Genomic DNA, 22551 nt, shown 5'->3' on the forward strand with positions numbered 1-22551 from the left:
GGTCGCCGGTGCGAAATCGGCCGGGAGAGGTCCGACTCGCTGTTAGCGTTACGCCACGAGGACACCTCAGGAGGTCACGATGGCACTACGCGAAGTCGAGTTCACGTCGAGTAATGGACGGGACACGATCTACGGCTGGATCTACGAGCCGGTCCGGCCGGCGCGCGGCATCATTCAACTCATCCACGGTCTCGGTGAGCATTCGCGGCGGTATCTGCCGCTCATCACCAAGCTGCTCGACGCGGGGTACGTCGTCGCGGCCGACGATCACGCCGGGCACGGGAGGACGGCGATGAGTTCGGGCATCTGGGCTGATGCCGGCGACGATGCCGACCGGGTCGTCGTCGACGACGAGAAGACACTGCGTTCGATTGTGCGCGAACAACATCTGGACCTGCCCTACGTCATCTTCGGACATTCGTGGGGATCGATGATCGCCCGCGGACTGGTTGCCGGGGACAGCGAGGGCGTCGACGGGTTGATCTTGTGCGGGATAGCCGCGGGCATCCACGGTATCGACAACATCCTCGACCGGCAGGCGCTTGCCGCCGAGTCCGACGCCGAGGCCCCCGCGTCGGAGGCGTATGTGGTCGCGATGTTCGACGGCTTCATCTCCCGCTACGCACCCGGCTCGGGCCCGACGGCCTGGGTGGCCCGCGATCCCGACGTGGTGCGCGACCACGCCATCGACCCGCTGAACAACTTCGGGGCGCCGATGTCGGTGCGATTCGTGCGTGGCTTCATCGACCTGTACGACGCCGTCAACGCCGACGGCTGGTACTCGTCGGTGCGCGCCGATCTGCCCGTGCTGATCCTGGCCGGCGACGGTGACCCGGTGACCAACTTCGGCGAGGGTGCCTACCGGGTCGCCAATCAGCTTGTGCGATCCGGTCATCCGGATGTGCGGACCCGCGTGTACACCGGCTTTCGGCACGAGGTGCACAACGAACCGGAGATCCGAGACGAGGTGGCGGGCGAGATCGTCGCCTTCGCGGACCGCTGTATCGGATGACGCTTCCGGCTTATTGATTTCCGTCCCGCTTATTGGATCCAATAAGCGGGAAGGAAATCAGTACGCGGGAAGTTCGGGGCGGCTCAGTCGATCCCGTCGCCCGCCAGGAACGTCAGGTAGCTGGGATGGTCGGGGTCGAGCACCAGGCGCTGACGTCGACCGCGGGCCTTGATGAGGTCGGGGACCACGGTGAGGTAGCGGGGGAAGCTGGCCGCGTAGACGTCCACGCGCAGCCGGTGTCCGGGCTCGAGGACGGCGTCGGTGGGGACGAGGTCGACGTCGATGCGCACCGGCTGGTCGGCCGGGACCGGCAGCTTGCGCTTGCGGGACAGGAAGTGGTGCGCCCCGAGGAGGGCGCCGTCCTCGGAGTAGGTGGACTTCGACTTGTCCAGCGCCCGGTTGGACGCCGACAACGCGCCGTTGGTGAGGACTGTCGAAGTGCCGTCCGGCGCAACATCATTGACGGTGACCGCCCAGATCGCCTCGTGTCCGGTGGTGGCGACGTTGAGCCGCAGGTTCATCGCGCCGCTGATCGGGGTGGCCTCGGCGACGGGTGCGCTCGTGAACGAGAGGGCGCCGCGTTCCTGGGATCGCGCGTCATGGGTGAACGAGCGGCCCAGTGCCATGGTGGCACCAGCGGTCACCTGCGTCATGTCGCGCGACCGCATGCCGCGGATGTCGGGATGGATGTGCAGCGACGAGATCCCCACGCCAGGAACGCTACTCAGTGATCCGTCGTGTACGGCATGTCCGGCCGACTCCGATGGTTCGTCGACGAGATACAGCCGATGCGACCGGACGCCGGTGCGCGGGAAACTCGGTCCCGACGTCCAGGCCCCGCCCTGCTGCAGCATGGTCACCGGACCGTAGTAGTCGATGCCATTGCGGTGGTTCTTGAGCCAGCGGTCGAACCAGGCGCGTTCGAGGACGTCGAGTCGCGGCGGGGCGAACTTGCCGCCATACCCGGATCCGACGTCGAAGTGATAGCCGTCGCCGACGACCATCTGCTTGCGGCCGGGTTCCATGTTCAGCCGCTCGTAGACGCCGGTTGCGCTGCGGCCGAACAGATCATGCCAGGCGCCGACGGTGAACGTGGGCGCCTCGATGCGATCCACCTTGGGATCGCGCTCGTCGAAGTAGGGATCGTCGAAGATGCGATCATCGCGGGCGGTGAGGAATCCCCACAGCAGCGACGGGATCTCGGTGGCCGGCGACTTCACCCGGTCGGCGGCCCAGCGCAGGGCGTCACCGCGGACGATGTCACGAATCACGTTGGCCGGGTTGGGAACCCACTTGAGTACGTTCACCACCGACAGCCAGGCCGGGATGAACGCCGACGGCATGCCGCCGGTGATGTAGATGTCGCGGACGATGTCGTCGCAGCCCTCGACGGCGAACACCGCCTTGAGCTGGGGCGGGCACTTGTCGGCGGCCTGCAGCGAGTTGATCGCCGAGTACGACCAGCCGGCGAGGCCGACCGCACCGTCGCACCATTCCTGTGTGGCCGCCCAGTCGATGATCTCCACCGAATCCTGCTGCTCACGCGGGCCGAGGATCTCCCACTTGCCGTGGCTGGCGCCGGTGCCGCGCACATCGACGATCACCTGCACGTAGCCGCTGCGCACAAGTCTGCGGTTGATGCCGAAGACGTCGAAGACGCCACCGGCGACCGTCTGGGTGAGCGTGGTCAGTCCCTCGAGTGCGGTGCCGGTCGCGTCGATCGACCGCGACGCCGAATGCAGCGCCTTGCCGAGGACCGGGGCGTGCAGCGTCTGATCGAGGACGTCGATCGCGGCCCGGTTGTAGGGGTTGATGTTGACGATGGCGGGGTAGGGGGTCAGCACGGTCTGGCCGAAGCGGTTCGCCGGGCGGATCACGGTGGCGCGCAGGGTGACCCCGTCGCTCATCGTGATGGAGACGTCCCGGTCGATGTGCACCCGCGGATACAGTTGCGCGCCGTCGACCTGTTCACGCCAGCGGATGCCGTCGGCGCCGCCGGTCGGATCACCGAGGGGCAGGGCACCGAAATGCGGTACCCCAGCGGTGCGCGACCGTTGCGATGGCTCGAGGGAGCGGCGCGGCTTGGCGCGCGCGCCGTCGGTGTCCAATTGGTACGTCATGGTGCATCGCCCTGCCTGGGGAGCCGCCGTGACACCAGGTTCGCTTCACCGTCGACCGGTTCGTCGTCGGCGATCATCCGAGTGCACACCGACACCCCCTCGTGTCGGTGGCAGGAGCGCCGTGAGACGCGAAGTGCACTGTGGTCTGGGTCACTCCCACCGTTGCTGAAGAATAACTCAGGGCAGATCTCGGATCGCTAACTAGGGGGCCACTTTTTGGCCATGTTCGCGTAACCCGAGGTCACGGTGGGTGGCTAGGCGGCAAAACCATCCAATCGGATAGGCCTGGACCGGTACGCAGGCGGCGATTTGGAGTCGCTGATGGTCCTGGCGTAACCTTTCCTGCGATGTGATGCACACCCGTGCGTCGTATCGGTTCAACCAGAGACCGTCGGTCACCGGGACGCGAGTTCCGGACGAAGGTGCGATGTCGCCAGCCCACGCAGGATGAACGAGGAACATTGCCGCACGCCTTGCGTGCGAACTGTGCGCCCCGTGCCTTCTTGCGCCGGGGCGCTTCGTCATTTCGGCACACGTGTGCCGTCCGCCTTCGCATGACCCCCGCCTCGGGTTGGGCCCGACCAACTCTAGTGATGAGGAGAGGAGGCGAAGTATGGCCAAGTCCGACAAGGTCGCCGCAGTCGCGGAGATCGCTGAGCAGTTCAAGGGCTCCACGGCGACGGTCGTCACGGAATACCGTGGCCTGTCCGTCACCCAGATCACCGAACTGCGACGGTCCCTCGGTGAGGGTGCAACCTACTCCGTCGCCAAGAACACCCTGGTGAAGCGTGCCGCCGCAGAGGCGGGCGTGGAAGGGCTCGACGAGCTGTTCACCGGTCCCACCGCAATCGCCTTCATCGAAGGTGAGCCGGTGGTGGCCGCCAAGGCGATCAAGACGTTCGCCAAGGACAACAAAGCACTGGTCATCAAGGGCGGATACATGGACGGCCGCTCGCTGTCCGTGGCGGAGATCGAGCAGATCGCCGACCTGGAGACCCGTGAGGTGCTGTTGGCCAAGCTCGCCGGTGCCATGAAGGGCAACTTGGCAAAGGCTGCCGGACTGTTCAATCAGCCGGCTTCGCAGGTGGCGCGCCTGGCCGCGGCCCTGCAGGAGAAGAAGAACGAAGCCGGCGAATAGTTCGCCGCACCACAAACATCCCCACGGGGATAACCACAACCCCGTGTGGGGCTTGAATAGGAAGGACGCCACCCATGGCGAAGCTCACCGCTGACGAGCTCATCGATCAGTTCAAGGAACTGACCCTGCTGGAGCTCAGCGAGTTCGTGAAGAAGTTCGAAGAGGTCTTCGAGGTCACCGCTGCCGCTCCGGTTGCCGTTGCCGCTGCCGGTGCTCCGGCTGCCGGTGGCGCTGCCGAGGCCGCCGCTGAGCAGGACGAGTTCGACGTCGTGCTCGAGGCTGCCGGCGACAAGAAGATCCAGGTCATCAAGGTCGTCCGCGAGGTCGTCTCCGGTCTGGGCCTGAAGGAGGCCAAGGACCTCGTCGAGGGTGCTCCCAAGGCGCTCCTGGAGAAGGTCGACAAGGACGCCGCCGAGGCTGCCAAGGCCAAGCTCGAAGAGGCCGGCGCCAAGGTGTCGGTCAAGTAAGACCTTCTCTCTCACGAGAGATCTGCACGAACCCGGGACAGCACGACTGTCCCGGGTTCGTTGCTGTTCGAGGCAGCCCACTAGTATCTGCGCGCGTGACCAACGCCGTCGCCGGGGTGTTCTCCGGTCCGCACAAACGCCTCAACATCGTCGGCGTCGTCGTGCTCGTCCTGGGCCTCGCGCGGGTATTCGGTCAGCCCTGGCTCTTTCACATCGGACCCACCAAGTACTGGGGGCCGCCGGTCGATTTTCAGATCTACCGCTACGGCGGCCAGTTCCTGTCGCACGGCTGGGCGCTCTATGACGGCTCGATGCCGCCCACCAACGACACCCTCCTGCCGTTCACCTACCCGCCGTTCTCGGCGCTGGTCTTCGCGCCCCTGAGCTGGCTGCCGGTGCGCCTCGGTGCCGTACTGATGGCCGTCGTGGGCTGTGTGCTGGTGTGGTGGATGATCCGGTTGCTGCTGCGCCGGGTGGGCTGCGGCGATCTGCCGGTCGGCTGGTCGCTGATCCTGACGGCCGTGGCCCTGCAACTCGAGCCGGTGCGTATCACCCTCGACCTCGGGCAGGTCAACATCGTGCTGGTGGCGCTGATGGTCGCCGACACCATCGCCAAACGGCCGACGAGACTCGAGCCGTACCGCGGCCTTCTCGTCGGCGTCGCCGCGGCGATCAAACTGACCCCCGCGGTGGTCATCATCTACTACCTCGCACGACGACAGTGGCGTGCCGCCGCGAACGTGGTGCTCGGCTTCGTCGCCTGCACCGGACTCGCCTGGGCCGTCACGCCGTCGGACTCCTACCAGTACTGGACGTCGACGCTCTTCGACGCCGACCGCATCGGCGGGCTGGCCTTCATCTACAACGAGGGCATCGCCGGTGTGCTGGCCAGAATGGGCCTCGACGAGACCGACCGCTCGCACTGGTGGATGCTGGCCACCGCCATCGCGACCATCTACTGTCTCGTCCTGGCCCGCGTGCTCGCCGACCGTGGCGAGATCGAACTCTGTCTGCTGGCCGCCTCGGCGGTGGCCCTGCTGGGCGCCCCGGCGGCCTGGATTCATCACTGGGTGCTGACGTCGGTGTTCATCGTCGTCTTCCTCGCCGTCGGCATCCGGGCACGCGATCGGGTCTACCTCGGACTGGGTGTGCTGGGGCTGCTGGCCCAGTTGCCCGGGCCCTATCTCTTCCTTCCCAAACGAGATCTGCGCGAGCTCGACTGGTCGTGGTGGCAGAACATCTACGGCAATCTGTCCCTGATCTGGCTGGTGCTCGTCCTCGTCGCTGCGTGGTGGCTTCGGCTCTCGCGGGTCCGGGACAAGTGGTCGCCGACGCCGTCTGACGACCCCGATGCTGCGGTGTTGGACAAGTGACCAGCAGTGATGCGTCGGCGGTCACAGCATCGGAGTTGCCGGGACTTCCCTCACGGGCTGCTCTTGGGCTACCCTCATGCGGCATACAGGGTTACCGGCTGGTAGCTTTCTCGGCGAACCAACGATGAGAAAACTCTTCCGGTGGAGGTGACGGTGCTGTGTGTCGGCTAGAGTGACCCCAACCACAAATGTCACCGGTTCGTGTGTGGCCGCATCATGGGGCCGCCGCAGGGGGCAGCGATCGTCTGGAGGATGTAGTGGGTGTTGAGGTCAGTGTCGCGAATCTGACGAAGTCTTTTGGTTCGCAGAACATCTGGCGTGATGTCACGTTGACCCTGCCGTCGGGGGAGGTGTCGGCTCTGCTGGGGCCGTCCGGTACGGGTAAGTCGGTGTTTCTGAAGACGCTGATCGGTTTGCTGCATCCGGAGCAGGGTTCGGTGATCATCGATGGCACCGATATCACCAAGTGTTCGGCCAAGGAGCTCTACGAGATCCGCAAGTTGTTCGGTGTGCTGTTCCAGGACGGTGCCCTGTTCGGGTCGATGAGTTTGTATGACAACATCGCGTTCCCGCTTCGTGAGCACACGAAGAAGAAGGAGAACGAGGTCCGCGACATCGTGATGGAGAAGGTCGATCTGGTCGGTCTGGCCGGTGCCGAGGACAAGCTGCCTGGTGAGATCTCTGGTGGTATGCGTAAGCGTGCCGGGTTGGCGCGGGCGTTGGTGCTCGATCCGCAGATCATTCTGTGTGATGAGCCGGACTCGGGTCTGGATCCGGTGCGTACGGCCTACATCAGTCAGTTGTTGATCGACATCAATGCGCAGATCGATGCGACGATTCTGATCGTGACGCACAACATCAACATTGCGCGCACGATTCCGGACAACATCGGCATGTTGTTCCGTAAGGAGTTGGTGATGTTCGGTCCGCGGGAGCAGTTGCTCACCTCGGATCAGCCGGTGGTCAAGCAGTTCCTCTCCGGTGATCGGTTCGGTCCGATCGGTATGTCCGAGGAGAAGGATGAGGCCGTCCAGAAGCAGGAAGAGGCCATGCAGGCCGCCGGTATCGGTGGTGGCGGTACCAAGGACGATTTCTCCGAGATCATCCCTCAGGTGCAGCCCAACCCGGGGATGCCCGAACGCAAGGCGATCGGCCGGCACCGCGAACGAGTTCTGGAACTGCTGCCGACGCTGCCGGAGAACGCCCAGCGCGCCATCCGCGAGTCCATGGACGAAGAGGATCGCATGCGCGAGGAGACCCGCGCGCACGAGCAGGACACCGGGCAGCAGCCCGGTGGCCAGCACGCCGCGGGTGAGTGGACCCAGGTACAGCAGGGCGGTGGCGTCGCCGTCGCCGACCAGAAGACCGACGTGATCAACTACCAGGGCAATCAGTATCAGGGCGGGGACTACCAGGGCAGCGACGCACCCACTCAGCAGTGGGTCAAGCCAGACAACTCTCCGACCACCTCCATCAACACCGATCGTGGTGACGTTCCGGGTCACGAAGGGCGGGCCACCTAGGAATGAGTAGTGCCACCACGCGTGGCGTCGACAGGATCGCAAAAGCCGGTACGGGGGCTCTTGAGCAGACCGGCAATATCGTCCAGCTCTTCGTCGATGTTGCACGCCAGACCTTTGTGCGCCCGTTCCAGTGGCGGGAGTTCATCCAGCAGGCGTGGTTCATCGCCAGTGTGACGATCCTGCCGACGGCGCTGATCGCGATCCCCTTCGGCGCGATCGTCTCGCTACAGACGGGTTCGCTGATCAAGCAGCTCGGCGCCGAGTCCTACACCGGTGCGGCCAGCGTGCTGGTGGTGATCCAGCAGGGATCACCGCTGGTGACCTCGCTGCTCATCGCCGGCGCGGCCGGGTCGGCGGTCGCCGCCGATCTCGGGTCGCGCACCATCCGCGAGGAGATCGACGCGATGGAGGTGCTCGGCATCAACCCGATCCAGCGTCTCGTCGTCCCGCGCGTGCTGGCGATGGTTCTGGTGGCGATGCTGCTCAACGGTCTGGTCGCGGTCATCGGTATCGGTGGTGGCTACTTCTTCAACGTCGTCGTGCAGGGTGGCACGCCCGGTGCCTATCTGGCCTCCTTCGGTGCACTGGCACAACTGCCCGATCTGTACGTCTCGACCCTCAAGGCGGCGATCTTCGGTGTGCTCGCCGGCGTCGTCGCCGCCTACAAGGGACTGCATCCCAAGGGCGGACCGAAGGGCGTGGGTGACGCGGTCAACCAGAGCGTCGTCATCACGTTCCTGCTGCTGTTCCTGGCCAACCTGATCATCACTGCGGTCTACCTGCAGATCGTCCCGCCGAAGGGGAGCTGACATGGCCAACGGTGGGGTGACGATCGCCAAGAGCCGCCCCGAGTACTACATGTACGAGGCGCGTAAGCAGCTGTCGAAGCCGCTGAAGGTGCTCGACGGTGCCGGCGAACAGATGTCCTTCTACGGGCGCACGCTCGCCTGGATGCCCAAGACCCTGGTGCATTACACCCGCGAGGTGTTGCGCCTGCTCGCCGAAGTCGCGTTCGGATCGGGTGGTCTCGCGGTGATCGGCGGCACCATCGGCGTGATGGTGCTGATGTCGGGATTCACCGGCGTCGTCGTCGGGCTGCAGGGATACGCGGCCCTCGACCAGATCGGCTCGCAGGCCCTGACCGGCTTCCTCTCGGCCTACGTCAACACCCGTGAGGTCGCCCCGCTGGTGGCAGGTCTGGCGCTCTCGGCGACGGTGGGCTGCGGCTTCACCGCCCAGCTCGGTGCCATGCGCATCTCCGAGGAGATCGACGCGCTGGAGACCATGGCCGTGCCGTCGATCCCGTTCCTGGTCAGCACCCGCGTGATCGCCGGTTTCGTCGCGGTCATCCCGCTCTACGTGCTCGGTTTGCTCTCGGCCTACCTGGCATCGCGGGTGATCACCACCGTGTTCAACGGGCAGTCCGGCGGGTCCTACGACCACTACTTCAACCTGTTCCTACCACCGGCCGACGTGTTGTGGTCCTTCGGTAAGGTTCTGGTCTTCGCGTTCGTGATCATCCTGGTCCACTGCTATTACGGCTACTACGCCAGCGGCGGCCCGGCCGGTGTCGGCGTGGCCGTGGGACACGCGGTACGAGCGGCGCTCGTCCTGATCGCGATCCTCGATTTCTTCCTGGGTCTGGCGATCTGGGGTACCACCACGACCGTGCGAGTAGGGGGTTAGCCGGGTGACTGTATTACGCCGGCGGCTGCTCGGTCTCGTGTTCTTCATCATCGTCGCGCTGTTCTTCACGGTGACGATCATGAAGTTCAACAATTCCTTCACCGACTACACCGAGGTGACGCTCAAGACGGATTCGACGGGCAATGCGCTGCCCTCCAACGCCGACGTGAAAGCGCGCGGCGTGGTGGTCGGCGAGGTGCGTCGCGTCGAACCCGCGCCCGACGGAAGCGTCGACGTGATCCTCGGGCTCACCCCGTCGATGGCCGACGAGCTCCCCGCCTCGACCACCGCTCGCATCCTCCCGAAGACGCTCTTCGGTGAACGGTATGTGGCGCTGCAGGTCCCCGAGACCACCGGCGGCCCGACGCTGACCAACGGTGCGTCGATCGCCACCGACACCAGCGGCAATGCCCGCGAGGTCCAGGAGCTGTTCGACAAGCTGCTGCCGGTCCTCGAGGCGATCCCGCCGCAGGACCTCAACGTCACGCTGACGTCGCTGTCGTCGGCGTTGTCGGGACGTGGGGAGCAGATCGGCACCACCCTCGACGAGCTCAACACCATCTTCGCCCGCATCAATGAGCACATGCCCGAGCTGCAGGGCACCCTGCGCGGGCTCGCGAGTTTCTCCCAGACCTACTCGGAGGCACTGCCGGACGTGATCGACGCCCTCGACAACCTGCGCACGACGAGCAACACCATCGTCGAACGTCAAGGTGATCTGCGGACGCTGATCTCGACCCTGGGGGTTGCGGCGACCGACACCACCGGCTGGCTGCGGCAGAACCGCACCGACCTCATCGACCTGTTCGTCGATTCCGAACCGTTCCTGGTGGGCCTGGCCAAGCAGTCGCCGACCTTCGTGTGCACCTTCCGCAACTTCGCGGGGCTGATCCCGGAGTCGAGGCGCATCGTCGGGCAGGGCACCAAGAATCCGGGCGTGCGGGTGAACCTGCAGTTCGTCAACCCGCGTGGACGGTACCTGCCCAACCAGGACGAGCCGCGGCTGCTGGACCGCGACCCACCGGCGGTGTGTTACGAGCCGGCGCGTGACGGCCGACCGTTCCCGCAGTACCCCGGCGGCGGCCTGGCTGACGGCAGCTACCAGCCGCCGTCGCGCAACGCCGGTCCGCGCACCGTCAAGACGCTGCCGCAGCCCCAGTTCAGCGGCATGCCGGCGGGCACGGTTCGCTCCAACCCGTACGACGACCCCGACTACGTCAATCAGCTCAAGGTGATCTACGGCGCCACCAGCGGCGTCGATCCCAAGGACGTCCCGAGCTGGGTCACCATGATCGGTGGCGCGACGCTGCAGGGAGCGCAGGTCGACATCAAATGAAATCGATTGTGGCACCGCTGATCAAGCTGATCGTCTTCGCCGTGGTGACGGTGGTGGCGACCAGTCTCCTCGCGCTGACCATCGCCAATGCCGGCGGTGACGGCGACGCCGGCTACGAGGCCCTGTTCACCGACGCGACGCTGCTCAACCCGGGCGACGACGTGCGCATCGCGGGTGTGCGCGTCGGCCAGGTGGAGAGCGTGGACGTGGTCCGCGTGCACGAGGGCGACAACGAGGTCTCCAAGGCGCTGGTGAAGTTCAACGTCAACCGCGACCGCCTGCCGGCCGGCACCCAGCTCTACATCCGCTACCGCAACCTGACCGGCCTGCGGTATCTGGGACTGGAGCGGGGTGCGGGCGACCCGAACCAGACGGTGTCGAAGGGACACACCTTCGGCGAGGGCGTCGACGATCGTTCTACGCACCCGCCGGTGAACCTGACCGAGCTGTTCAACGGGTTCCGTCCGCTGTTCCAGCAGCTGTCGGCCGACGACGTGAACAAGCTGTCGGAGAACATCATCAAGGTGTTCGACCGCCAGGAGGACTCGATCAGTTCGCTGGTCGCCAGCACCGCCGACCTCACCAATGCGCTGGCCGACAAAGACGCCGTCATCGGTGAGCTCATCACCAACCTGACGCGGGTGCTCGACACCGTCAACCGCCACGACGACCAATTCACCAGCCTGCTCGACAACACCGAGAAACTGGTGACCGGCCTTGCCGCGCAACGTGGTTCGGTGGGCTCGGCGATCACCTCGGTGTCCAACCTGACCTCGGTGACCGCCAACATCCTCGGTGCGACCCGGCCGTCGATCCAGGGTGACATCGCCGGACTGAAGTCGCTGGCCGACCAGATCAACGCCCGCGACGACGATGTCGAGGAGATCCTGAAGAACCTGCCGGTCAAGCTGCAGAAGATCGGCCGCGCGGCGACCTTCGGATCGTGGTTCCAGTTCTATCTGTGCGGCATCGACGTCGTCGCGGGCAACGGTAAGTCGACGCTGCTGACCAAACCGCTGATCCCGTTGCCGGACATCAATCATGTGCTATACACCAGCGCGGCGACCCGCTGCTGGGCGAACGAACAGCCAGGGGGGTGACACCGATGGCCGACAATGATCCGCAGGACAACACCGCGCAGGACAACACCGCGCAGGGCGATAGCTCCCAGAACGACGCCCCGCCGGAGAACACACATCCGCATCGCCGCTTCGGCGGTCGGCGCAGCCCGGTCAGCATCGGCGCGATCGGCCTTCTGGTCGTCGTCATGCTCGCCGTGTCGTCGTTCTATCTGCAATCGCTGCCGCTGGTCGGCGCCGGGGCGCGCTACACCGCGAAGTTCACCGAGGCCGCAGGCCTCAAACCGGGCAACGAGGTGCGGGTGGCCGGCGTGAAGGTCGGCGAGGTCGACGGGGTGAAGCTCAACGGCGACCGCGTCGATGTTTCCTTCCGGGTCACCAACACCTGGCTCGGCAACCAGACGCAGGCGTCGATCCAGATCAAGACGATCCTGGGCCAGAAGTTCCTCTCGCTGACGCCGCGCGGCAGTGAGCCCGCCGACCCCGACGAGCCGTTCACCGACACGGTGGCGCCCTACGACGTCGTCGAGGCGTTCTCCGATGCTGCCAAGCAGCTGACCGGCGATCCCAACGGTGGCAATCCGGGTATCGACACCACGCAGGTGGCGACGTCACTGCGGGTGCTCTCCGATGCGTTCTCCGGGACCGCGGGCGACATGGGCCCGGCGCTCAACGGCATCGCCCGGCTGTCGCAGACCATCGCCAGCCGCGACCAGGAGGTCCAGAAGCTCCTGCTGGCCACCAAGGACACCTCACAGATCCTCGCCGACCGCAACGAGACCTTCGTGCGGCTCATCGCCGGTGCGGGTCAGCTGCTCGACGAGCTGAACAACCGCCAGCGCAGCATCTCCGCGCTGCTGGCCAGCACGACCAGTCTCGGCGCTTCGCTGACCGGCATCGTCCGCGACAACGAGCAGCAGATCGGGCCCGCACTCGACGCACTCAAGGGCGTCAACGATCTGCTCAAGCGACAGAACGACAACCTGCGGCAGACCATCACCTACATGGCGCCGTTCTATCGGCTCTACGCCAACGTGCTCGGTAACGGCCGCTGGTTCGAGACCGTGGTGACCAACCTCCTGCCGCCGGCGCTGCCGCAGCAGAACACCACACGCCCGCCCAACAAGCAGGCGCTCCAGAACAACGGCGGAACGGGGGCGGGCTGATGACGGCACCCGATCTCACCCAGACCTCGGGCCCGGGACGCTGGTTCACGCCGCGTCACATCGTGGTCCTTGTCATCGGGCTGATCCTGGCACTGATCCTCGCGGGTGCGCTGTGGTGGGTGTTCTCCTCGATGGGGACCACCAAGATCACCGCCACCTTCCACCGCACCGTCGGCATCTATGAGGGCTCCGACGTACGCGTCCTCGGCGTGGCCGTCGGCAAGGTCGACTCCGTGGAGCCGCAGGGAGAGACGGTGAAGGTGACCATGACCGTCGACCGCGGCGTCGAACTGCCCGCCGATGTGCGTGCCGTGCAGATCATCCCGTCGGTGGTCGCCGACCGGTACGTGCAGCTGGCGCCGGCCTATTCGGGCGGCCCCAAGGCGTCCCGCGACATCACGCTCGGGCTCGACAAGACGCTGGTCCCGGTGGAGGTCGATCAGATCTATCGCAGCGTCGAAGACCTGTCGAAGGCTCTCGGACCCCAGGGTGCCAACAAGGAGGGGGCGGTCAGCGACGTCATCGCGACCGGTGCGGCCAACCTGCAGGGCAACGGCCAGAAGCTCGGCGACGCCATCAAGAACCTGTCGGGTGCGGCGACCACGCTGAGCGATTCGCGCGGCAACCTCGTCGACACCATCAAGAATCTCAACGTGTTCGTTTCAGCGTTGCGGGAGAACGACGCGCAGGTCCGGCAGTTCAACACGCAGATGGCCTCGTTCAACCAGTTCCTGGCCGGCGAGCGCAATCAGCTCGCCGCGTCGCTGAACAAGCTGTCGATCGCGCTCGGCGACGTGGCGACCTTCCTCGCCGACAACCGCGAGCAGATCGGTGAGACGCTCAAGGACCTGCAGCCGACGACGCAGGCGCTGCTGGACACCAAGACCTCCCTCAAAGAGGTCCTGACAGTTCTGCCGATCACGCTCAACAACCTGATCAACGCCTACGACGCGGAGTCCGGCACGCTCGCCATGCGGTTGACGGTCCCGGATCTGCAGGACCTCATCGGTGCCCAGTGCCGCCTGCTCGATCTCGGTCAGCTGCTGCCCGGCAACCCGGCGTTCGTCCAGTTCAGCAACACGTTGCGGCCGTTCATCAGCCAGTGCGAGAACATCGGCAAGCAGATCCAGAAGGGTGTGCTCGAGCCGCTGTTGCCGGTACTGCCGTTCGGCATCATGAGCAACAACAAGCTGCAGCGCTACCCGGTTCCGGGTACCCGTCCCGGGAATCCGGATCCGAATCTGCAGTCGCCGCCCGCCTCGACGCGTCCGTCCTCGCGTCCGGCGTCGACGACCCCGCGGACCCCCGCGTCGACCACTCCCCGGGGAGGCAACTGATGCGGTTCATCCCGTGGCGCTTCGCTTCTGCACGCCGTGCCAGTTCGCTGCGCCGTGCCGGCGCGGTCGGCGTGCTGATGGCGATGGTGGTCGTCATCGCCGGCTGTGGCAGCAACGGCATCCAGTCGATCCCGCTGCCCGGTGGCGTCGACACCGGCGACAACGCGCGTACCTACCGGATCCAGTTCGACAACATCCTCGACCTGGTCCCGCAGTCGATGGTGAAACAGAACGGCATCCCGGTGGGCCGCGTCACCAAGGTGGAGGTCCCCGGCGACGAATGGTTCGCGCAGGTCACCGTCGAGGTCAAGAACGAGGTGAACCTGTCGAACAAGGCGACGGCCAGCGTGCAGCAGACCTCGCTGCTCGGTGAGAAGTTCATCGCCCTCGACGATCCGGCCGCCGATCGTTCGGCCCCCCGCCAGAGCCAGGACGCCCCGATCCCGCTGACCCGGACCCGCACCGCAACTGACATCGAGCAGGTGCTCGGCGCGCTCGCGATGCTGCTCAACGGCGGTGGTCTCAACCAGTTGCAGCCGATCGTCTCCGAATTGAACAAGGCACTCGACGGCCGCACCAACCAGGTCCGTGGCCTGTTGGAGCAGGCGAACACGCTCATCGTCGGGCTCAACCGCCAGCGCGACGACATCGTCCGCGCGATCGACGGCCTGGCGACGCTGTCCACGCGGGCGGCCGGCCAGACCGATCAGATCGAACGCATCCTGGCCCAGCTTCCGGAAGGCGTGGCGGTCCTCGAGGAGCAGCGCCCGCAGTTCGTGGACCTGCTGACCAAACTCGACCAGCTCGGTCAGGTCGGCACCGACGTGCTGGGCAAGTCGCGTAAGTCGCTCATCAACGACCTCAAGGCGCTGCGGCCGGTGCTCACCCAGCTGGCCAAGGCCGCCCCGGACCTGATCACCGCGGCACCACTGATGCTGACCCATCCGTACCCGGACTGGTTGCTGCCGGGCGTGCACGGTGACTCGACCAACCTGTTCATGACGCTGGACCTGCGGCTGCTCAATCAGCTCGAGGCACTCGGTGTGGGCCAGGGGACACCCAAATACTCGCCGCCGGAGCGGGTCAACGTGCCGGTGAATCCGAACAACCCGTATTACAAGGGCAACGGTCCGCGCTACGGCTGGCCGACGATCACACTGCTGCCGCCGGCCCCGAACTCCCGGCCCGGACCCAACACGCCGCCGTCCGGTGGCCGTTACCCGGCGTCGTTCCCGAAGCCGGCGCAACCCGGCCAGAACTTCCTGGACGGTCCGCTGTCGATGCTGGGGGTGCGCTGATGCTCAGTAAGCTCGCGAAGATCCAGCTGATCGTGTTCGTGATCGTCGGTCTGGTTGCGATCGTCTACGTCGGGGCCAAGTACGCGCGGCTGGACAAGCTCGCCGGTGTCGGTATGTACAAGGTGGTCGCCGAACTGCCCGATTCCGGTGGCATCTTCACCAACGCCGAGGTGACCTATCTCGGTGTCCCGGTCGGCCGGGTGGGGCAGCTCAAGCTGACCCAGAAGGGTGTCGACGTCACGCTGGAACTCAACTCCGGTGGCCCCGACATCCCGGCGTCGGCGGTTGCGGTGGTGGCCTCCCGGTCGGCGATCGGTGAGCAGTTCGTCGATCTGCAGCCCACGTCGACGGGTGCGCCGTACCTCGCGGACGGCTCGCGGATCACCAAGTCACAGTTGCCGCCGCCGCTGCAGGATGTGGTTGCCTCGGCGATCGACTTCACCTCGTCGATCCCCGTCGACGACCTGCACACCGTGATCACCGAACTCGGCAAGGCCTTCAACGGGCAGGGCGAGAACCTGACCCGGCTGGTCGACTCGCTGGGCAAACTGTCCCGGGCCGGGGTGGACAACATCGGCGCCACCGTGGATCTGATCGACAACTCGAACGTGGTCCTGCAGACGCAGGCCGAGCAGTCCGACGAGATCCTGGCGTGGTCGCGCAGCATCAACCTGATCACCGCGACCCTGCAGTCCTCCGATCCGGACCTGCGCCGGTTGCTGACCACCGGCACGCTCTCGGCGACGCAGATCTCCAACCTGATCCAGCGCAACGGCGGGGACCTGTCCAAGGTGGTGAAGGATCTCGGTGAGGTCGCACGCACCGTCCAGCCGGCGGGCTATGCGACGTCGACGACGTTCGCGATGCTGTCGGCGCTGTCGGCGGGCAGCCACACCCCGGCTCCCGGCGACGGGCAGATCCACTTCGGCGTGGTGCTCGAGACCAACAATCCCGCGGCCTGTACACGCGGCTACGAGTCGACCCAGGCGATGATCGACCGGATGAAGCGCCAAGACCCTACCTTCGACATCCGCTACGACGAGTTCCCGTTCAACACGGATGCAAAATGTACTGTGCCGCTTGGTAATCCGACGGGTGTGCGCGGTGCGGCCCGGGCGCCGTACGCCAATCCGGCATACCCGCAGCCGTGGGATTCCACCCCGAAGAAGGATCCGGACAAGCTCAATCTGAACCCGCTGGCGACCCAGCTGGCAGCGCTGATGGGAGTACACGCGAAGTAGCGTCGCGCCTCGTCGTCCGTATCAATGCGGATTGGCGGGTTCTCAGGTGCGATCGTTACAGTGACGGCCGATGACGACTGACAAGACTCCACCCAAGGGTGCCAACCGGGCCCGCGGCGGCACGAAGACCAAGCCCGTCGCGCGGTCGGCGGCACCGACGCAAACCCCGGCAAGTGCGGGCAACGGGCGCGCCCTCAACATCGTCGGCGTCATCGCGGTGATCGCGGTGGTGATCGCCACGGCCGCCGCGATCTTCTTCGGGTACCGGGCCTATGAGGCACGGTTCGTCGACCGTCCGGTTGCCGAGGCCCGCGACGACGCGGTGGTGGCCGCGGAGCAGGCGATGATCAACGTCACCACCATCGACCCCCAGGATCTCGATGGCTGGCAGAGCAACCTGCGGGCATCGTTCGCGGGGGAGGCGCTCAAACAGGTCGAGGACCAGTTCAAGACCGCGCTCGTCGAACCACTCCAGCGTGCGGGCGATCGCGCCCGCCGCACCACCGGAACGCTCTCGCGCAGTGCGCCCAGCGAGGTCAACGCCGACGACGGGACCGCCAAGGTCCTCGTCTACGTCCGCGTCATCGGCGAGGGCGGCGGTCAGCAGACCCAGCCGGCGACGATGGGTTTCCTGCTGGGTATGAAGAAGCAGGGCGACGGGGTGTGGAAGGCCGAGACCGTCGCGCCGCTGGACGGCATGGCACTCGAGGACACGGGCGGTCAGCAGCAGACTCCGAGTGGTGGTAACTGATGGCACGCACACCCAAACGCAAACCGGGCTACCGGCCGCGCGTCGCCGGTACCACGCGACGCCCGAACACCGAGCAGTGGAAACCTGCGTCGTCGGTGCCGACGCCGGAGGTGGCGCCCGAGCCGGACGTGGAAGCGACATCCTCGTCGCCAGAGGTGGCCGACACCACCGAGGGTGACGCCGCCGCGATCGACCCCGGCACGGCCGACACAGCCAAGACGGACACAGCCGAGACAGACACAGTCGAGACGGACGCCGCCGAGACGGACACCGCCGCGTCCGAGACCGTCGTGATCGACACCGGCAAGACGGACATCGGCAAGGCAGACACCGGCAAGGCAGACACAGCCACGACGGACACAGCCAAGACCGCTGCCGGTTCGAGCGACACGACCGTCAGCCTGACCAAACCGACAACCGATCGCGACGCAACCTCCGAGCGCCCCCGCGGCAAGTCACGTCCGGTGGCGCGGGTCTCGACGATCCGCCCGAGTGACACCCCGACCACACCGCGGTCGCCAAGCCGTGAGAAGGCCGGTCCCGGCCGCCGGCGCCCGACGGCGGCGACCGCCCGCAGATCGGTCACCGCGCGCGGCTGGTTCACCAGGTCGACCGTCACCGTGCTGGGCGCGGTCACCGTCGTGCTCGCCGTCGTCGCACTCCTCCTGGCCTGGTACGCCCACCACGCCGAGAGCGACAACCGCGCCTTCGTGGACGAGTCGGCCACCGCGGAACTGCTCTCGCAGACCTCGACGAAGATCTGCGTGACGAACGCCGCGAACGGCCTGAAGTTCGACGAGTGGTCCAAGAACGCCCTGGCGAATCTCACCGGTGAGGCCCGCTCGGATTTCGAGAAGGTGCTGGCCGGGCAGCGTAAGACGCTGATCGAGACCCAGTCGGTCACCGACTGTCACGTCGACGCCGTCGGGGTCCGCGACCTCACCGGCAACGGTGACGGCGCCAGCGCCACGGTGGTGGTGAACATGACGATCAGCGGCACCCGGATGGGTGTGATGACGCAGAGTCTGTCGCCGCGCTATCAGGTGACGATGACCAAGCACGGCGAGCAGTGGCTCATCGCCAAGGTCGACGACATCGACCCCGCCGCCTGAGGGCCGAGGGCCGCCGACCACCGTCGTCGGCACTCGGTGCAGGTGAGAACCGACTTTTCTTCGTAAAAATTGCGCGTAGCGCTTGACGTGGGGGCGATGTCGGTCCACGCTGTGACCAGCGATTGACCGCAGGCAGCCACCAGCGCAAGATCGCTTCTCAGACGGGCTTGACAAAGTGCGTCTATTTTCTGCTACAGTTGGACGTTGCGCTGGCTGCCTCCTGTCCATCTATCGATTCTTCTTCCGGCCACTACGGGTTCTTCCACGAGCCGAGTTGTGTGTGCTGGGCGTGATCGCCGATCCAGGTGCCACCAGCGAACGGCCCATCAAGCCACTCACCACATAGCTAGGTAGTGAAACGTCGTGTTGGAAGGACGCATCTTGGCAGTCAACCGCCAGTCCACCTCAACAATCCCAGGCGCGCCGCATCGCGCGTCTTTTGCAAAGATCAGTGAGCCGCTGGAGGTGCCTGACCTCCTCGACCTCCAACTCGATTCCTTCGAATGGCTCGTCGGTTCCCCGGAATGGCGCGCCAAGGCCATCGCGCGCGGCGAGGAGAATCCGACCGGAGGCCTCGAAGACATCCTGCATGAGCTGTCCCCGATCGAGGACTTCTCCGGTTCGATGTCGCTGTCCTTCTCCGATCCGCACTTCGACGAGGTCAAGGCCTCCGTCGAGGAGTGCAAGGACAAGGACATGACCTACGCGGCGCCGTTGTTCGTCACCGCGGAGTTCATCAACAACAACACCGGTGAGATCAAGTCGCAGACCGTGTTCATGGGCGACTTCCCGATCATGACCGACAAGGGCAGCTTCATCATCAACGGCACCGAGCGTGTCGTGGTGAGCCAGCTGGTGCGCAGCCCGGGCGTCTACTTCGACGCCGCGATCGACAAGGCCACCGAGAAGACCCTGCACACCGTCAAGGTCATCCCGGGCCGTGGCGCGTGGCTCGAGTTCGACGTCGACAAGCGCGACACCGTCGGCGTGCGCATCGACCGCAAGCGCCGTCAGCCGGTCACCGTGCTGCTCAAGGCGCTGGGTCTGACCACCGAGGAGATCACCGAGCGATTCGGTTTCTCCGAGATCATGATGTCCACCCTGGAGAAGGACAACACCGCCAACCAGGACGAGGCGCTGCTCGAGGTCTACCGCAAGCTGCGTCCGGGTGAGCCGCCGACCAAGGAGTCCGCGGAGAACCTGCTGGAGAATCTGTTCTTCAAGGACAAGCGCTACGACCTCGCCCGCGTCGGCCGCTACAAGGTCAACAAGAAGCTCGGTCTGACCGACAACCCGATGGTCGGTGAGTCCACGCTGACCCGCGAGGACATCGTCGCAACCGTCGAGTACCTGGTGCGTCTGCACGAGGCCGATCCGCACACCACCACCTACATGACCGTCCCCGGCGGCGTGGAGGTCCCGGTGGAGGTCGACGACATCGACCACTTCGGCAACCGTCGCCTGCGTACCGTCGGCGAGCTGATCCAGAACCAGATCCGCGTGGGCCTCTCGCGTATGGAGCGTGTCGTGCGTGAGCGCATGACCACCCAGGACGTCGAGGCGATCACCCCGCAGACCCTGATCAACATCCGTCCCGTCGTGGCGGCGATCAAGGAGTTCTTCGGCACCAGCCAGCTGTCGCAGTTCATGGACCAGAACAACCCGCTGTCGGGTCTGACCCACAAGCGTCGCCTGTCGGCGCTGGGCCCGGGCGGTCTGAGCCGTGAGCGTGCCGGCCTCGAGGTGCGCGACGTGCACCCCAGCCACTACGGCCGCATGTGCCCGATCGAGACCCCGGAGGGACCGAACATCGGTCTCATCGGTTCGCTGTCGGTCTACGCGCGGGTCAATCCGTTCGGCTTCATCGAGACCCCGTACCGCAAGGTTGTCGACGGTGTGGTCACCGACCAGATCGAGTACATGACCGCCGACGAGGAAGATCGTTACCTCATCGGTCAGGCCAACACGACCTATGACACCGACGGCAACATCACCGACGAGCGCGTCCTGGTCCGCAAGAAGGGCTCCGAGGTGGAGTTCGTCGACGCGGCACAGGTCGAGTACCTCGACGTCAGCCCGCGCCAGATGGTGTCGGTCGCGACCGCGATGATCCCGTTCCTCGAGCACGACGACGCGAACCGCGCGCTGATGGGCGCCAACATGCAGCGTCAGGCCGTGCCGCTGGTGCGCAACGAGTCGCCGCTGGTCGGTACCGGCATGGAACTGCGTGCCGCCGTCGACGCCGGTGACGTGGTGGTCTCGGACAAGACCGGTGTGGTCGAGGAGGTCTCCGCCGACTACATCACCGTGATGGCCGACGACGGCACCCGCGACACCTACCGGATGCGCAAGTTCGCGCGTTCCAACCACGGCACCTGCGCCAACCAGCGTCCCATCGTGGACGAGGGTCAGCGGGTGGAGTCCGGCCAGGTCCTCGCCGACGGCCCCTGCACCGAGAACGGTGAGATGGCGCTCGGCAAGAACCTGCTCGTGGCGATCATGCCGTGGGACGGTCACAACTACGAGGACGCCATCATCCTGAGCCAGCGGCTCGTGGAGGAGGACGTGCTCACCTCGATCCACATCGAGGAGCACGAGATCGACGCCCGCGACACCAAGCTCGGTGCCGAGGAGATCACCCGGGACATCCCGAACGTCTCCGACGAGGTCCTCGCCGACCTCGACGAGCGCGGCATCGTGCGCATCGGTGCGGAGGTCCGCGACGGCGACATCCTGGTCGGCAAGGTCACCCCGAAGGGCGAGACCGAGCTGACCCCGGAAGAGCGTCTGCTGCGTGCCATCTTCGGTGAGAAGGCCCGCGAGGTGCGCGACACCTCGCTCAAGGTCCCGCACGGTGAGACCGGCAAGGTCATCGGCGTCCGCGTCTTCAGCCGCGACGACGACGACGATCTCGCGCCCGGCGTCAACGAGCTCGTGCGCGTGTACGTCGCTCAGAAGCGCAAGATCCAGGACGGCGACAAGCTCGCCGGCCGCCACGGCAACAAGGGCGTCATCGGCAAGATCCTGCCCGCCGAGGACATGCCGTTCCTGCCGGACGGCACCCCGGTCGACATCATCCTCAACACCCACGGTGTGCCGCGTCGTATGAACATCGGCCAGATCCTGGAGACCCACCTCGGTTGGGTCGCCAAGGCCGGCTGGAACATCAACGTGGCAAATGGTGTGCCGGATTGGGCGTCGAAGCTGCCCGAGGACATGTACTCGGCCGAGCCCGACACCAACACCGCCACCCCGGTGTTCGACGGTGCGCGTGAGGAGGAGCTGACCGGACTGCTGTCCTCGACGCTGCCCAACCGCGACGGCGAGGTGATGGTCAACGGCGACGGCAAGGCAACACTGTTCGACGGACGTTCCGGCGAGCCGTTCCCGTACCCGGTGTCGGTGGGCTACATGTACATCATCAAGCTTCACCACCTGGTGGACGACAAGATCCACGCGCGTTCCACCGGTCCGTACTCGATGATCACCCAGCAGCCGCTCGGTGGTAAGGCGCAGTTCGGTGGTCAGCGTTTCGGTGAGATGGAGTGCTGGGCCATGCAGGCCTACGGCGCCGCCTACACCCTGCAGGAGCTGCTGACCATCAAGTCGGACGACGTGGTCGGCCGCGTGAAGGTGTACGAGGCGATCGTCAAGGGCGAGAACATCCCGGAACCGGGTATCCCCGAGTCGTTCAAGGTGCTCCTCAAGGAACTGCAGTCGCTGTGCTTGAACGTCGAGGTGCTCAGCTCTGACGGTGCGGCCATCCAGATGCACGACACCGACGACGAAGACCTGGAGCGTGCTGCGGCCAACCTCGGAATCAACTTGTCGCGCAACGAATCCGCCACGGTCGACGATCTCGCCAACTGATTCTCACCGGACACCCCGACGAATAAGAGCTCTGGAAAGGTA

17 protein-coding genes are annotated in these 22551 nt (G+C 65.8%); 16 read left to right on the forward strand and 1 reads right to left on the reverse strand.

The features are described from left to right. Positions 1-79: 79 nt before the first annotated feature. Positions 80-1012, forward strand: a complete 933-nt coding sequence (locus GBRO_RS05540; RefSeq protein WP_012833007.1) for an alpha/beta fold hydrolase — start codon at positions 80-82, stop codon at positions 1010-1012. 83 nt (positions 1013-1095) lie between these two features. Here the strand turns inward: GBRO_RS05540 and GBRO_RS05545 are convergent, their stop codons facing one another. Further along, positions 1096-3132, reverse strand: a complete 2037-nt coding sequence (locus GBRO_RS05545) for a CocE/NonD family hydrolase (protein ID WP_012833008.1) — start codon at positions 3130-3132, stop codon at positions 1096-1098. A gap of 613 nt (positions 3133-3745) precedes the next feature. On the opposite strand from GBRO_RS05545, the gene rplJ reads away from it, so the two are divergent. The 15 genes from rplJ (at position 3746) to rpoB (ending at position 22509) form a co-directional block, all read left to right on the forward strand. Then, the gene (gene rplJ / locus GBRO_RS05550; RefSeq protein WP_012833009.1) at positions 3746-4270 is read left to right on the forward strand and encodes a 50S ribosomal protein L10; all 525 of its coding nucleotides are present in this window, start codon (positions 3746-3748) and stop codon (positions 4268-4270) included. A 74-nt stretch (positions 4271-4344) separates the two neighbouring features. After that, positions 4345-4737 carry a 50S ribosomal protein L7/L12 gene (gene rplL / locus GBRO_RS05555; RefSeq protein WP_012833010.1) on the forward strand — a complete coding sequence of 131 codons (393 nt, stop codon included), beginning with the start codon at positions 4345-4347 and terminating at the stop codon, positions 4735-4737. Between the two features lie 95 nt (positions 4738-4832). Then, positions 4833-6110: a glycosyltransferase 87 family protein gene (locus GBRO_RS05560; protein WP_012833011.1), complete on the forward strand. Its 1278-nt coding sequence runs from the start codon at positions 4833-4835 to the stop codon at positions 6108-6110. Between the two features lie 257 nt (positions 6111-6367). Continuing rightward, complete coding sequence (locus GBRO_RS05565) at positions 6368-7633, forward strand: ABC transporter ATP-binding protein (RefSeq protein ID WP_012833012.1); 1266 nt, start codon at positions 6368-6370, stop codon at positions 7631-7633. A gap of 2 nt (positions 7634-7635) precedes the next feature. Further along, a complete protein-coding gene (locus GBRO_RS05570; protein WP_012833013.1) occupies positions 7636-8442 on the forward strand; it encodes an MlaE family ABC transporter permease in 807 nt (268 codons plus the stop codon). 1 nt (position 8443) lies between these two features. Further along, the gene (locus GBRO_RS05575; RefSeq protein ID WP_041919743.1) at positions 8444-9319 is read left to right on the forward strand and encodes an MlaE family ABC transporter permease; all 876 of its coding nucleotides are present in this window, start codon (positions 8444-8446) and stop codon (positions 9317-9319) included. A gap of 4 nt (positions 9320-9323) precedes the next feature. After that, entirely contained in the window at positions 9324-10655 is a 1332-nt protein-coding gene (locus GBRO_RS05580) for an MCE family protein (RefSeq protein ID WP_012833015.1), read from the forward strand. Then, positions 10652-11755 (forward strand): MCE family protein, encoded by a 1104-nt coding sequence (locus GBRO_RS05585; protein WP_012833016.1) that lies wholly within the window; start codon positions 10652-10654, stop codon positions 11753-11755. The genes GBRO_RS05580 and GBRO_RS05585 overlap by 4 nt, the downstream gene beginning before the upstream one ends. Before the next feature lie 5 nt (positions 11756-11760). Then, a complete protein-coding gene (locus tag GBRO_RS05590; protein ID WP_012833017.1) occupies positions 11761-12900 on the forward strand; it encodes an MCE family protein in 1140 nt (379 codons plus the stop codon). Beyond that, complete coding sequence (locus GBRO_RS05595) at positions 12900-14237, forward strand: MCE family protein (RefSeq protein WP_012833018.1); 1338 nt, start codon at positions 12900-12902, stop codon at positions 14235-14237. The genes GBRO_RS05590 and GBRO_RS05595 overlap by 1 nt, the downstream gene beginning before the upstream one ends. A gap of 77 nt (positions 14238-14314) precedes the next feature. After that, on the forward strand, positions 14315-15535 hold the full coding sequence (locus tag GBRO_RS05600; protein WP_227892925.1) for an MCE family protein: 1221 nt from the start codon (positions 14315-14317) through the stop codon (positions 15533-15535). Further along, the gene (locus tag GBRO_RS05605; protein ID WP_012833020.1) at positions 15535-16776 is read left to right on the forward strand and encodes an MCE family protein; all 1242 of its coding nucleotides are present in this window, start codon (positions 15535-15537) and stop codon (positions 16774-16776) included. Before GBRO_RS05600 ends, GBRO_RS05605 begins: the two co-directional genes overlap by 1 nt. 70 nt (positions 16777-16846) lie before the next feature. Next, entirely contained in the window at positions 16847-17527 is a 681-nt protein-coding gene (locus GBRO_RS05610; RefSeq protein ID WP_012833021.1) for a hypothetical protein, read from the forward strand. Next, the gene (locus GBRO_RS05615; RefSeq protein WP_012833022.1) at positions 17527-18639 is read left to right on the forward strand and encodes a hypothetical protein; all 1113 of its coding nucleotides are present in this window, start codon (positions 17527-17529) and stop codon (positions 18637-18639) included. Before GBRO_RS05610 ends, GBRO_RS05615 begins: the two co-directional genes overlap by 1 nt. A gap of 381 nt (positions 18640-19020) precedes the next feature. Beyond that, positions 19021-22509, forward strand: a complete 3489-nt coding sequence (gene rpoB, locus GBRO_RS05620) for a DNA-directed RNA polymerase subunit beta (RefSeq protein WP_041920262.1) — start codon at positions 19021-19023, stop codon at positions 22507-22509. The last annotated feature ends 42 nt before the right edge of the window (positions 22510-22551 follow it).

Source organism: Gordonia bronchialis DSM 43247, assembly GCF_000024785.1.
Taxonomy (GTDB): Bacteria; Actinomycetota; Actinomycetes; order Mycobacteriales; family Mycobacteriaceae; genus Gordonia; species Gordonia bronchialis.